We start from the raw sequence: 12,761 nt of genomic DNA on the forward strand, positions 1-12,761 counted from the left end.
CGGTAGTCCAGCGTGGGTCCAGCGTGGGTCAGTCGCGGAGGTATTCGGCGCGCCAGCGGAGGATGGTCGGGTCGGTGGGGCTGGGGGACTGGACCAGTTGGATGAGGCGTAGGTCTGGGGCGGTGAAGGACTGGATGGCGGCTCGGGTCAGCGGCCAGGGTGGGCCTTGGACGTCCTCGTCGGGAACGTCGTCGGGGCGGGCGGCGGCGATGACCAGGAGCGTGCCGCCGGGGCCGACCTGCTCGGTGACCTGCTTGATGGCCTGCGACTGCAGGGCGATCGGCAGCGCCTGCACGGTGTAGATCTCGACGACCAGGTCGAAAGCGTGGCGCCACTCGGCGGGCGGAGCCAACAGGTCCGCCACCTGGTAGTGCGCCTTCGAGTCCGGGTGGTTCGACCTGGCCGTCTCGATCGCGGTGGGGGAGATGTCGAACGCGGTCGTGACATACCCGCAGTCCGCGATCAGCTCCGCGTCCCAGCCCGTCCCGGCGCCGACCACGAGCGCGGTCTTCCCGTTCCCCTCCGGCTGGGCTTCCTCGACCCACTCCAGCAGCATCGGGTGCGCCGTACCGCGGTCCCACGGCACGACGGCCTGACCCTCGGAAGCAGCGGAGTACAGGTGCTCGAACCAGCCGCTCGGGTCGTCGCGGTCGAGCGACTCCTTCGCGATCCGGCGGGACGCCACGTCGGGATCCTCAGCCATCGGACTCCTCCCCAGCGCCTTCGTGGATCGCTCGCACGGCTTGCACGGTATCAACGTCGGCGGGCCGCTTGTCGTCGCGGTACCGGATCACCCGGGCGAACCGCAGCGCCATGCCGGCCGGGTACCGCGGCGAGGTCTGCACGCCGTCGAACGCGATCTCGACGACGATCTTCGGCCGCAGGTACACCGTCCAGTCGTCGCGCCGCTCCTCGAGCTCCTGGAACCGCTCGGTCTGCCACTTCAGCAGCTCGTCGGTCAGCCCCTTGAACGTCTTCCCGAGCATGACGAACTCGCCGGTCTCCTCGTCCCGCGCCCCGAGATGCAGGTTCGACAGCCAGCCGGTACGACGCCCATGACCCCACTCGGCCGCCAGCACCAGCAGGTCGAGCGTGTGCGTCTGCTTCACCTTCACCCACCCGGACCCGCGCCGGCCCGCCTCGTAGGGCACGGTCAACGACTTCACCATCACGCCCTCGTGCCCACGCCGGACGGCATCGAGGAAGAAGGCCTGCCCGGCCGCGGCGTCGTCGGTCACCAACCGTGGGATCCGCCGCTCCTCGGGCACGAGCTTGGACAGCCGCTCATGCCGGGCCGCGCCGTCGAGCCCGAGCAGGTCCTCGCCGTCCTGATGCAGGATGTCGAAGAAGTACGGCGTCAGCGGCACCGACTCCGGACCGGTCGCCGCCCGCGTCGCCGTCCGCGAACCGGTCACCTGGAACGCCTCCGGCCGACCATCCGCCCGCAACGCGATCAGCTCGCCGTCGAGCACGACCTGCCGCGCGTCGAGCGCGAGCACGGCCGTCACCACCTCGGGCACCCGGCCGGTGATGTCGTCCAGCGTCCGGGTGTACACCACGACCTGGTCGCCGTTGCGATGCACCTGGATCCGGATCCCGTCCAGCTTCCACTCGAGCGCGGCCGGCGTCCCGGTCTTGCCGAACGCCTCCTCCACGCTGGCCGCCGACTGCGCCAGCATCGGCTGCACGCCCCGCCCGACCTCCAGCCCGAACTGCGCCAGCCCGGCCTCGCCCTCGGTCAGTACGGCGACCGCGACCGGCGCGGCCGCACCGCGCAGCATCGTCGCGGTCCGGATCTTGTCCAACGGAATGCCCGTGGCCCGAGCCACCGCATCGGCCATCACTCCGTCGAGCGCGCCCTGCCGCAGCTCACCACCGACCAGCTGCCGGAGGAACCGCTGCTCGTCGGCCGTCGCCCGGACGAACAGCGCATCCACCGCCGCTCGCCGCCGCGCCTGCACGCCGGCGCCGGACATCTCGGCCAGCTCGGCGAAGGCCTGGTCGACCTCCTGGATCGTCAACGAAGGCGTCGCGGCGGGCTCGGGTGCGTCCATCAGCGTCCGCCACCCCACCCCGGTCCGCCGCTGCCGCAGCTCGCCGGACAGGTAGATCACGACAAGCTCGGTATCGGCGAGCTCGGTCGCCTTGGTCAGCAGGGCAGCGATGAACTCGGCCTTCTTCAACCGCGACCGGGTCCCGGCCAGCGCGGCCGACGTCTCGACCACCTCGGAGAGCAGCAACATCTCCCCAGTCTCGCCCATCCCACCGACATTTCCGGTCTGCACAACTTTCCCGGAGGCACCTGCATCGAGCTGGGCAAGAGGGTCCCCATCGAGGAGGGAATCGATGTCCCGTCGCACCGCCGCAGCCGCCACGCTCGCGCTGCTCGCACCACTGGTCACCGCAGTACCCGCACACGCACACACCACCGGCACGGCCCAGGCCACTGCCGCTTGCAGCCTCGGGCTGGGTTCGGTCAACGCCAACGGCGACCACCTGTCCCAGGGCATCACCGCAGGCAACCCACCGACCGCCTCCCAGAAAGGTGTGGTCGCGAAGGCCCGGTTCACCCCGGGTATCACCCGCCTGCACAGCACCTGGACCGCCGAGCCCGAGGTACCGCAGGACACCCTGTACTCCGGCTACGTCGTGCTCAACGCGACCATGTACGCTGGCCAGTACCAGATCGGCGCCGTCCAGGACGAGAGCCTGCACCTGTCCCGCATCGGCGCCGGCTGGGACCAGTTCACGTACTTCGAGCGCTCCCAGTACGACGAAGGGGCCCAGCCGGGCGGTGTGGCGCACACCCACTACTACGGGCTGCGCGAGGACGGCACCCTGTTCCGCTGGAAGGACGGGTGGAAGGCGGACGGGTCGTACGGCGGCTTCGGCGCGGTCAAGACGATGGCGCTGATCAGCCAGACGCGCACCTACGACACGTTCATCGCGAACACCCGCGGCGGTGCGCTCTACACGATCCACATCCCGGTAACGTCGCCGCTGAAGCCGATCGTGAAGCAGATCCGGCCTGGCACCTGGCAGGGGTTCGAGAGCCTGGTCGCGGAGCGGTGCGGCCAGTACGGGACCATGCTGCTCGGCATCGACAAGGACACCAAGACCGGCTACCTGTACGCCGTCGGCCATGCGACCGGCTCGTCCACGGTCATCAACGGCCTCGGCAAGGTGCCGACAACCTTCAACGACCCGGTCTACTTCCGCTGGACCGCGGTCCCGTGGGCCAGCGACCCACTGAACGGAGAATGAATCGTGCGACGCACCATCGCGGCCGCAGCGGGCCTGCTGCTCGCTGCGCCCGTCCTCACGGCGACCGGTACTGCGGGCGCAGCGCCCGCCGTGACTGCCAAGGCCTGCTACCTCCAGGCCGGTGCCTGGACCACAGGTAAGGACTACGTCGACCGGTACGTCAACGCCACCGCACCGATCACGGTGAAGCCGACGTCGACGATGGCCAAGAACCCGTACGGCGCTCGCGCGGTCGGCCTGAGCAGTGAATGGGTCTGGGACGACGACTTCGGTGACGAGACCTTGCTGACGGGGTACATCGTCAGCGGTGGTGCACTGTTCAGCGTGGGGATCTCGACCACGAAGGGCACCGGCGGTGCGGTCAAGAGCACCGACCTGACCCGGATCGGTGGTGGCTGGGACCAGTTCCACACGCTGACCCGGTCCCGGTCGGCCGACGGCCCCGAGCGGACCTACGCGCTGCGCAACGACGGCACCCTGTTCCGCTGGAACGTCGGACTGACCAACGGCAAGCCCGTCTGGCGGGCAGCCGGCTCGGCGCCGGGCTTCGCGGCGGTCAAGTCGGTGGCGCTGCTCAGCCGGACGTCGACGTACGACACGCTGCTGGCCACGACTCGCAGTGGCGCGCTCTACACGATTCACCTGCCGCTGACGTCCCCGCTGAAGCCTGTGGTCAAGCAGGTACGGAGCGGCACCTGGCAGGGCTTCGAGACGTTGCTGACCAGCCGCTGCGGCAACTACGGCACGCTGTTGCTCGGCGTCGACAAGGACACCGGCGCCGGCAACCTGTACGCGGTTGGGCACGCCAACGGCACGTCGACCGTGATCAAGAGCCTCGGCAAGGTGCCGGCCACGTTCAACGAGCCGGTCACCTTCGCCTGGCAGAGCTACGTCGACGACCAGGTGTTCGGCGAGTAGCAGCTACGGAGCCGGCGGCAGGTCGTCGAGGAAGCCTGCCGTCGGCGTGTAGAAGAGCGTCCCGGTGACCGCGGTGGAGAAGTCGAGCAACCGGTCGTAGGTGCCTTCGGGCTCGCCGATGAACATCCGCCGGAGCATCAGCTCGGTCACCGTGGGCGTCTTCGCGTACCCGATGAAGTAGGTGCCGAACTCCTGGGTGCCGACGGTGCCGAACGGCATGTTGTCCCGGACGATCTTCAGTTCGTTGCCGTCGGCATCCTCGACGACGTTCAGCGTGAGGTGCGAGTTGGGCGCCTTGGCGTCGTCGTCGAGCTCGATGTCCTCGAGCTTGGTCCGGCCGACCGCGGCCTCCTGCTGCTCGACCGTGAGCGCGTTCCACGCCTTCAGGTCGTGCAGGTACTTCTGCACGATCACGTAGCTGCCGCCGGCGAACTCCGGGTCCTCGGCGCCAACCAGGACGGCGTCCTGGGCCTCGGAGCCGGTCGGGTTCTCGGTGCCGTCGACGAAGCCGAGCAGGTCGCGCATCTCGAAGTACTTGAAGCCGTGCACCTCGTCGACGACCGTCGCGGCGCCGTCCAGGATGTTCATGATCTGGCTGGCCAGCTCGAAGCACTGGTCCTGGTGCGCGGCCCGGATATGGAAGAGCAGGTCACCCGGCGTCGATGGTGCGCCGTGCGTCGAGCCCTTGAGCTCGATGAACGGGTGCAGCTCAGCCGGCCGCGGACCGGCGAACAGTCGGTCCCACACGTCCGAGCCGATGCTGGTGACGCAGGACAGGTTGCCCGCGGGCACCCGGAAGCCGACCGAACGGACCAGGCCGTTCATCCGCTCGAGGAGGTCGCGGGCCGTCGCCTCGCCACCCGGCCGGATCTGCACCACCAGGAAGATGGCCGAACCGCTCAACGGCATCAGCACGGACTGCGGCAGCGCGCGCGTCGCCGGGCCTCCGCCAGTCATCGGTTCCGTAACCACCGTGTTCTCCCTCCGTCGACCAGCGACAACCAGCAACAACTTCTTGGCCGGATCTTCTAGAGTCCAGTCATGGACCCGCAACAACCCGGGCCGCCCACACCACCGGGCCCATATTCGCAGCCGCCGCAGTACCCGCCGCCAGCGGGCTACCCACCACCCCCGGCTGCCTACCCGCCGCCACCGGCGGGCTACCCACCACCTGCCGGCTACCCGCCGCCGGGACCGTACCAGCAGCAGTGGGGTGCGCCGGCGCCGTACCCGGGCCAGTTCGCCGTCCGCGAGCCGAGGACCGTCCCGGCCGTGCCCGGTACGCCGTTCCACCGCCTCGCCCGGACCGCGAAGCACACCTGGTGGCGGCCGCTCGTCGGCACGCTGTTCCTGGGCGCGACCGGCTTCATCGTGCTCGTCGTCGTCCTGATCGTCTGGACGATCGCCCACACCGCCATCGCCGGCGACGACTTCAGCACCTCCAGCGGCTCCGACTTCTTCCCCAGCGACACCGAGAACCTCGCCCTCACGCTGGTCTCGCTCGGCATCCTCACCCCGTTGGTCGTGCTCAGCGCCTGGCTCGTTCAGCGCCGCCCGTGGTTCAGCGTCGCCTCGGTCCTGAACAAGATCCGCTGGCGCTGGCTGCTCTGGTGCTGCCTCCCCGGCGCGGGGTACGTCGTGGTGTCGTACGGCCTCAGCATCCTCGTGAGCGCGGTCCTCCCCACCGACGACTCGAGCGGCGACAGCGGCCACTGGCCCGGGTTCGGCGCGTTCGTCGTACCGGCGCTGGTGATCCTGGTCCTCGTCCCGTTCCAGTCCGCGGCCGAGGAGTTCGTGTTCCGCGGCTGGCTGATCCAGGCGGTCGGCGCGTACGGCTCGGACAGCGCCGAGGGCAAGGCGCGCTGGCTGCGGGTCGTCTTCCGCTCGCCGTGGCCCGGCATCGTGGTCGGCGGCGCGGCGTTCGTCGCCGGGCACGGGTACACGGGCTGGGCGATGGTCGACATCTTCCTGTTCGCCGCCACGGTCGGCTGGCTCGCGGTGAAGACCGGGGGACTGGAGGCCGGGATCGCGGTCCACGTGCTGAACAACTTGTTCGCCTTCTTGTTGCCTGCGGCAACTGGTCGGCTGGACACCTGGGACGACCAGGGCGGCGCGCCGTGGACACTGCTGCTCTCCGACGTGCCCGCCTTGGTGGTTTTCGCGTTCGCGGTGCTGTTCCTCGCCCGTAAACAAGAGGTCGCGACGCGCAGCCGTTAAAACCAGGCGAGAACTGTCGGTGCGGTCTGTCAGGGTTGTCCGCGTGACGAACGTGAAGATCGAGGCCGTCCTGTTCGACTGGGGCGGCACGCTGGCAACCTGGCACGACATCGACCTGCTGACCGCCTGGCGCGCGGTGACCGGAGTTCTCGACGTCCCCGAGCCCGACGAGGTGGCGGCTCGTCTGGTCGCGGCCGAGGGGTCCGTCTGGCGCCGGTCGCGGGACGAGCACCTGAGCAGCACGCTGGAAGAGGTGTGCCTGCTCGCCGAGGTGGAGCTGACCCCGGCGGCGCTGACGGAGTACGAGCGGCAGTGGGATCCACACACCGAGCTCGAGCCGGACGCGATCGAGACCCTGCAGGCGCTGCGGGCCCGAGGACTGAAGGTTGGTGTGCTGTCAAACACGCTGTGGTCGCGGCGGCGGCACGAGGAGCTCTTCGCGCGCGACGGCGTTCTCGACCTGATCGACGGCGCGGTCTACACCAGCGAGATCCCGTACACGAAGCCGCACAAGGAGGCGTTCCTGGCCGCGATGGCGGCCGTTGGCGTGTCCGACCCGGCCCGCTGCCTGTTCGTCGGCGACCGGCTCTTCGACGACGTGTGGGGCGCTCAGAACGCGGGCATGCGGGCCGCGCACTTCCCGCACAGCGCGATCCCGACCGAGCAGATCGGCCACACGGAGGGTACGCCGGACGCGACCGTCCAGCGGCTGTCCGAGCTGCCCGGCCTGATCGACTCCTGGAACGCGGCCGCTGCCTGACAACCGAAAGGACCCCCGAGCCGATCAGGCTCAGGGGTCCTCGAGGGGTTTCGGAGTCGGTTTGTTACGCGGCGAGGGTCGGGTCCGCGAGCAGTCGAAGCCTGCCGAGGGCCTCGCGCTCGATCTGCCGGACCCGCTCGGCGGAGATGCCGTGCACCGCGCCGATGTCGGCCAGCTTGGCCTGCCGGCCGTCGTGCAGGCCGTACCGGCGACGGATCACGTCCGCCGACCGTGGGTCGAGCTGGTCGACCAGGCTGAACAGGCCCGAGCGGTCCGACGCGTCGGCGACCAGCTGGTCCGGACCCGGCGCGGTCTCGGCCGCGATCAGGTCACCCAGCGAGGTCTCACCCTCGTCGTCGACCGGGCTGTTCAGGCTGATGTGGTCCCGGCCGATGCGGATCAGTTCGGTGACCCGCTCCTCGTCCAGGCCGAGCTCGGCCGCGATCTCGTCGATCTCCGGCTCTCGCCCGAGCTTGCGCTCCAGCGTGCGCCGCGCGGACCCGATCTGGTTCAGCTGCTCCACCACGTGCACCGGCAGCCGGACCACGCGGGCCTGCTGCGCGATACCGCGGGTGATGGCCTGCCGCACCCACCAGGTCGCGTACGTCGAGAACTTGAATCCCTTCCGGTAGTCGAACTTCTCCACCGCGCGGATCAGTCCCGTGTTGCCCTCCTGGACCAGGTCCAGCAGCGGCATCTGGGAACGTCCGTAGCGGCGCGCGATCGACACCACCAGCCGGAGGTTCGCGGTCACGAACCGCTGCTGGGCGCGCCGGCCTTCATCGGCCAGCCACTCCAACTCCTCCTCCGACGCATACTTGGGCGCTCCGCCCTTCTTTCGTCCAACCCGCCCCTCGGCCAGCAGTTGCTCCGCCAGGAGTCCTGCCTCGACCGTCTCAGCGAGCTCGACCTCTTCCTCAGCCGTCAGCAGAGGCGTACGTGCGATCTCTTCGAGGTAGAGACCGACGCTGTCCTTGCCGTCGATACCGTCGTCCATGCTCCGGACACGAGCTGTGCGAGCCACCGAAACTCCCTTCGTCGTTACATGGAGAGCAACGCTCGAGTAGGGTTCAAGATTCCAGGACGGATGTGTAAACACCCTGAACGTTCCCTGAGAGTTCCCGGCAGCGAATCCGCGCCGGAAACCGGTGTCCCGCCAGTACCCGGCGTTATTCGCGGCAACCCGCCGGGCGAAGGCTGAGAATCGGTCCAGAAATCAGGCGTCGCAGTGCCCCCGAATGTGTTGCACAACACACGTTCGGAGGCACTTATTCCCAGCGGTGGGTCTGGTGCTCAGCTCAGGCCGAGGGTGTCCAGCTCCCAGGCCATCGAGAACGCGAGCTCGCGCCAGGCGTCGTACCGGCCGCTGCGGCCGCCGTGACCGGCGTCCATCTCGGTCTTCAGCAGCACGTCGACGTCACCGGTCGCGGTGGCCCGGAGTTTCGCCACCCACTTGGCCGGTTCGACGAAGAACACCCGGGTGTCGTTCAGGCTCGTGATCGCGAGGATCCGCGGGTACTGCTGCGCGCTGACATTCTCGTACGGCGCGTAGGACTTCATGTACTCGTAGACCTTCGGGTCCTCGAGCGGATTGCCCCATTCCTCCCACTCGATCACGGTCAACGGCAGCGACGGGTCGAGAATCGTCGTCAGCGCGTCCACGAACGGCACCTCGGCGACGATTCCGGCGAACGCCTGCGGAGCGAGGTTCGCGACCGCGCCCATCAGCAGTCCGCCGGCGCTGCCGCCGCGGGCGACGATCCGTTCCGGCCTGGTCCAGCCCGCCGTCACCAGGTGTTCCGCGCAGGCGATGAAATCGGTGAACGTGTTCCGCTTGGTGAGCATCTTGCCGTCGTCGTACCAGTGCCGGCCGAGCTCGCCGCCGCCGCGGATGTGGGCGATCGCGAACACCACGCCGCGGTCGATCAGCGACAGCCGCGGGATCGAGAACGACGGGTCGATCGAGTGCTCGTAGGAGCCGTACCCGTAGAGCAGGACCGGAGCGTTGCCGTCCTTGGCGACGTCCTTGCGGGCCACCATCGAGATCGGCACCTTGGTCCCGTCGGACGCGGTCGCCCACTCCCGGTACTGCACGTAGTTGCCGAGGTCGACACCACCGAGGACCGGCTGCTGCTTGAGCAGTCGCCGCTCGCCGGTCGTCACGTCCACGTCGTACGTCGAGGTCGGCGTGACCAGCGAGGTGTAGCCGAAGCGGTAGCGGGTGTCGTGCCACTCGTCGTTCCGGCCGGGGCTGACCGTGTAGATCGGCTCCTCGAACTCGAGCACCTCGGGCGCACCGAAACCGTCGTCGGTACGGCGCATGATCGCGAGCTCGGTGAGCGCGTTGCGGCGCCGGTACAGCACGACGTGTTCCGCGAACGCGTCGGCGCCGAGCAGGCGGCTGGTCTCGTCGCCCTCGATCAGAGTCGTCCAGTCGCCGGGGGAGTCGAGCGGTGCGGACGCCAGCGAGAAGTTCGCGGCGTCGGCGTTGTGCGTGATCAGGAGCCGGTCGCCGGCGTGCTCGACGTCGTACTCGACACCCTCGTGGCGGGGCGCGACCACGGTGAACTCGCCGGTCGGGTCGTTCGCGTCGAGCAGCCAGACCTCGCTGGTCAGCTTGCTGCCGAGCGAGATCATCAAGGCCTGCTCGTTGCGGGTCAGGTCGACGCCGAGCCAGTACCGCTCGTCGGTCTCCTCCATCACCAGCACGTCGTCGCTGCTATCGCCGAGGGTGTGCCGCCAGACCTGGTACGGGCGCCACGCGTCGTCGACCTTCGTGTAGAAGATCGTCGAGCTGTCCGCGGACCATGCCGAGCCGTACGCCACCTCGGGCAGCTCGTCCGGCAGCAGTTCGCCGGTGTCCAGGTCCTTGACCCGCAGCGTGAACCGCTCGTCGCCCTTGAGGTCGACGGAGTACGCGAGCAGGCGGCCGTCGGGGGAGACGTCGACGGTGCCCATCGAGAAGAACTCGGAGTCGCCGGCGACCTCGTTGCCGTCGAGCATCACCTCTTCGCCGGCGATCTCGCCGTCGGTCGCGGGCGGCTGGTCACCGTCCACCTTGACCCGGCAGTGCAGCGCGTACTGCTTGCCCTCGATCGTGCGCGAGTAGTACCAGTAGCCGCCGCGCCGCGCCGGGACGCTCAGGTCGGTCTGCAGGGTCCGGTCCGAGATCTCCTTGAAGATTGCCTCACGCAACGATTCGAGGTGCGCGGTGCGGGCCTCGGTGTAGGCGTTCTCGGCCCGCAGGTACTCGAGCACGTTCTCGTCGGTCTTGTCCCGCAGCCACTCGTAGTCGTCGACGAAGGTGTCGCCGTGATGCGTACGCTCGATCGGCTTCCGCGCGGCGACGGGCGGGACCGGAGAAGAAGAAGTCTCGGACATGCTCGCGAGACTACCCGTGTGCCGTCTCAGCGCCCACCGAGATAGTCACCGCCGACAGCGCCGCGACCACGGCCTGACGCGACTCCTCGGTGTGATCGAGTACGTCGAACCCGTGCCGCCCCTCCGGCACCTCGATGAGCGTGAGCTCGGCCCCCGCGGCCCGCGCCGCCTCGACGAACGGCGGCTGCGTCGGCGCCACGTCCGGAAGCTCCCGGCCCACGACGGTGATCACAAGCGGCAACGCGCCGGCGCCCTTGACCGCCTCGACCGGGTGCACACCCCGCACCGTGACCAACTCGGAGTCGCCGAGAACCGGATACGTCAGCGCGACGCACCGCAGCCAGGACGGCGGACGCCGCAGGAATGCCGAGGCGAGTGGACCGGCCCCGGAGAAGAACCAGAGCGCGACGCGGTCCCCGTCCACGCGGGGATGGGTTCGCAGAGAATCGATCGCCGCGGCCAGCGCGGCGTTGGACCGGTCGTCGTCCGGCAGACCGTCGGGGCTGTGGTCGACCGTGGTGGCAACGCATCCACGGTCGGCCAGCTGGCTCGCATAGCCCTGGTAGATCTGCCACGCGCTGGGGAGCGATCGGCCCTCCGCCGAGTAAGGCACGCCATGGACGAGAAGCACTGCCGGAGCGGGGTCCGCGGTGCTCGGCAGATACAGCTCGAGGCTGTCGTGGAGCGCGCGGGTGACGTCGGGGACGGGCAGGACGAAGGGGGGATCTGCGGGCATGGCGCCACGGTAGGGGACGGAGGGTCCGTCAGACGCCGTACGTTGCGACCACTGGGGCGTGGTCGCTCCAGCGCTCGGCGTACGTCGGGGCTCGGTGGACCGCGCAGCTCGTGGCCGCGGTGGCCAGCTCGAGGGAGGCGATCTGGTAGTCGATCCGCCAGCCCGCGTCGTTGTCGAACGCCTTGCCGCGCCACGACCACCACGAGTACGGCCCGGGTCCGTCACCGCCGAAGCGACGGCCGAGGTCGACCCAGCCGGCCGCGAACAAACGATCCATCCAGGCCCGCTCGTCGGGCAGGAAGCCGCTCTTCTTGCGGTTCGCCTTCCACGCCTTCAGGTCCTCTTCGCGGTGCGCGATGTTGAGGTCGCCGCACATCAGCACGTGCCGGCCGTCGGCGCGCAACTCGGTCAGCCGGGCCGTGATCGCGTCGAGGAACGCGTACTTCTCCTCCTGCCGCGGCGGCGTCTCGAACTCGCCGGTGAACACGTACGTGCTCACCGCGGTCAACGTCCTCCCGTCGTCGAGCACCACGTCCGCCTCGACCCAGCGCCCACAGCCGGCGAACCGCTCGGGGCCGATCTCACCCCGCTCGTCCTTGATCGGCCGCCGGCTCGCGACGGCGACTCCGGCGCGGCCCTTGTGCCCGTCGAGCGAGGGTTCGGCGTGCGCGAGATTCCAGTCGCCGCCGAGGAGCTCTCGCAGTACGTCGTCCGATGCGCGGACTTCCTGCATCAGCAGCAGATCCGGGTCCGTGTCCGAGAGCCACGGGCCCATCCCGCGCCGGAACGCGGCCCTGATCCCGTTCACATTCACCGTGGCAACCGTCAGCACGCCGGAACCTTACCCTCTGGCGTGCCGCCGGAGGTCGTCGTGAGGATCGCGTCGAGGGACCGCTCGCAGAGGTGTTCGAGGTCCTCTGGTGAGACGGTCGGGGTGTCGATCCAGGCCAGGAGGGTTTGCTCTACGTAACCCTGCCAGCCGTGGCAGGCGAGCTCGACGACCGGGGTGATCTCGGTTCCACTCTGCGCGACCGCGCTGATCACCCACTGGCTGAAGACCTGCCGCAACTGGGAGTGCAGCGCGCGGATCTCGGGATCGCCCGCGGCGGACATCAGCAGCGTGGCGCGGTAGAGCTGCGGGGCTTCGAGTACGGCGCGCACGAATGCACGGATCCCGGAGCGGAGCTGCTCGTCCGGGGGGAGCGAGGGGTCCGGGGCGGTCCGCAGCATGACCTCCGCGGCGGCCTCCTCGATCACGGCGTACTGGAACTTCTTCTTCGAGCCGAAGTAGTGGAACAGCAGGGCGGGGGAGACGCCGGCCTCCGCGGCGACGAGCTCGACCGTCAGCTCCCGGTGCGGGTCCGCGACCAGGACCCGGCGCGCGGCCGCGAGGATCTGCGCGCGCCGCTGGTCCGGCCGCAGCCGGGCGGACGAGGTCTGGGTCATACCGACAGTCTATTGAGTAATCGGTCAACAAGCACTTAC

The 12,761-nt window shown here is 69.3% G+C and carries 12 protein-coding genes; 4 read left to right on the forward strand and 8 right to left on the reverse strand.

The annotated features are described in order from the left end of the window. Positions 1–28: 28 nt before the first annotated feature. Together AB0E69_RS20325 and AB0E69_RS20330 are read right to left on the reverse strand one after the other, a co-directional pair. Entirely contained in the window at positions 29–703 is a 675-nt protein-coding gene (locus AB0E69_RS20325; RefSeq protein WP_360147792.1) for a class I SAM-dependent methyltransferase, read from the reverse strand. Continuing rightward, a complete protein-coding gene (locus AB0E69_RS20330; RefSeq protein WP_360147795.1) occupies positions 696–2,261 on the reverse strand; it encodes an ATP-dependent DNA ligase in 1,566 nt (521 codons plus the stop codon). Before AB0E69_RS20330 ends, AB0E69_RS20325 begins: the two co-directional genes overlap by 8 nt. Before the next feature lie 85 nt (positions 2,262–2,346). On the opposite strand from AB0E69_RS20330, the gene AB0E69_RS20335 reads away from it, so the two are divergent. Beyond that, a complete protein-coding gene (locus AB0E69_RS20335; RefSeq protein ID WP_360147798.1) occupies positions 2,347–3,264 on the forward strand; it encodes a hypothetical protein in 918 nt (305 codons plus the stop codon). Positions 3,265–3,267: 3 nt separating this feature from the next. Further along, the gene (locus tag AB0E69_RS20340; protein WP_360147801.1) at positions 3,268–4,182 is read left to right on the forward strand and encodes a hypothetical protein; all 915 of its coding nucleotides are present in this window, start codon (positions 3,268–3,270) and stop codon (positions 4,180–4,182) included. A gap of 3 nt (positions 4,183–4,185) precedes the next feature. Here the strand turns inward: AB0E69_RS20340 and AB0E69_RS20345 are convergent, their stop codons facing one another. Next, a complete protein-coding gene (locus AB0E69_RS20345; RefSeq protein ID WP_360147804.1) occupies positions 4,186–5,154 on the reverse strand; it encodes a Dyp-type peroxidase in 969 nt (322 codons plus the stop codon). A gap of 69 nt (positions 5,155–5,223) precedes the next feature. Here AB0E69_RS20345 and AB0E69_RS20350 point away from each other — a divergent pair, with 69 nt between their 5' ends. Together AB0E69_RS20350 and AB0E69_RS20355 are read left to right on the forward strand one after the other, a co-directional pair. Next, on the forward strand, positions 5,224–6,399 hold the full coding sequence (locus AB0E69_RS20350) for a CPBP family intramembrane glutamic endopeptidase (protein WP_360147807.1): 1,176 nt from the start codon (positions 5,224–5,226) through the stop codon (positions 6,397–6,399). Positions 6,400–6,442: 43 nt separating this feature from the next. Beyond that, positions 6,443–7,159 carry an HAD family hydrolase gene (locus AB0E69_RS20355; protein WP_360147810.1) on the forward strand — a complete coding sequence of 239 codons (717 nt, stop codon included), beginning with the start codon at positions 6,443–6,445 and terminating at the stop codon, positions 7,157–7,159. A gap of 64 nt (positions 7,160–7,223) precedes the next feature. On the opposite strand, the gene AB0E69_RS20360 is transcribed toward AB0E69_RS20355, so the two are convergent. The 5 genes from AB0E69_RS20360 to AB0E69_RS20380 all read right to left on the reverse strand — a co-directional run bounded on the left by AB0E69_RS20360 (position 7,224) and on the right by AB0E69_RS20380 (position 12,722). Next, entirely contained in the window at positions 7,224–8,183 is a 960-nt protein-coding gene (locus tag AB0E69_RS20360; protein WP_360147813.1) for a sigma-70 family RNA polymerase sigma factor, read from the reverse strand. A gap of 269 nt (positions 8,184–8,452) precedes the next feature. Next, positions 8,453–10,540 (reverse strand): S9 family peptidase, encoded by a 2,088-nt coding sequence (locus AB0E69_RS20365; protein ID WP_360147816.1) that lies wholly within the window; start codon positions 10,538–10,540, stop codon positions 8,453–8,455. A gap of 10 nt (positions 10,541–10,550) precedes the next feature. Then, the gene (locus AB0E69_RS20370) at positions 10,551–11,276 is read right to left on the reverse strand and encodes a hypothetical protein (RefSeq protein WP_360147819.1); all 726 of its coding nucleotides are present in this window, start codon (positions 11,274–11,276) and stop codon (positions 10,551–10,553) included. A gap of 28 nt (positions 11,277–11,304) precedes the next feature. Next, positions 11,305–12,108, reverse strand: a complete 804-nt coding sequence (locus tag AB0E69_RS20375) for an exodeoxyribonuclease III (protein WP_360147822.1) — start codon at positions 12,106–12,108, stop codon at positions 11,305–11,307. Next, positions 12,102–12,722, reverse strand: a complete 621-nt coding sequence (locus tag AB0E69_RS20380; protein ID WP_360147825.1) for a TetR/AcrR family transcriptional regulator — start codon at positions 12,720–12,722, stop codon at positions 12,102–12,104. Before AB0E69_RS20380 ends, AB0E69_RS20375 begins: the two co-directional genes overlap by 7 nt. Positions 12,723–12,761: the final 39 nt, after the last annotated feature.

Source organism: Kribbella sp. NPDC026611, from assembly GCF_040638345.1.
In the GTDB taxonomy this organism is placed as follows: Bacteria; Actinomycetota; Actinomycetes; order Propionibacteriales; family Kribbellaceae; genus Kribbella.

Coding starts and splice junctions, on each gene's coding strand:
- AB0E69_RS20325 (WP_360147792.1), bottom strand. CDS start 703: ATGGCTGAGGATCCCGACGTGGCGTCCCGCCGGATCGCGAAGGAGTCG.
- AB0E69_RS20330 (WP_360147795.1), bottom strand. CDS start 2,261: ATGGGCGAGACTGGGGAGATGTTGCTGCTCTCCGAGGTGGTCGAGACG.
- AB0E69_RS20335 (WP_360147798.1), top strand. CDS start 2,347: ATGTCCCGTCGCACCGCCGCAGCCGCCACGCTCGCGCTGCTCGCACCA.
- AB0E69_RS20350 (WP_360147807.1), top strand. CDS start 5,224: ATGGACCCGCAACAACCCGGGCCGCCCACACCACCGGGCCCATATTCG.
- AB0E69_RS20365 (WP_360147816.1), bottom strand. CDS start 10,540: ATGTCCGAGACTTCTTCTTCTCCGGTCCCGCCCGTCGCCGCGCGGAAG.
- AB0E69_RS20370 (WP_360147819.1), bottom strand. CDS start 11,276: ATGCCCGCAGATCCCCCCTTCGTCCTGCCCGTCCCCGACGTCACCCGC.
- AB0E69_RS20380 (WP_360147825.1), bottom strand. CDS start 12,722: ATGACCCAGACCTCGTCCGCCCGGCTGCGGCCGGACCAGCGGCGCGCG.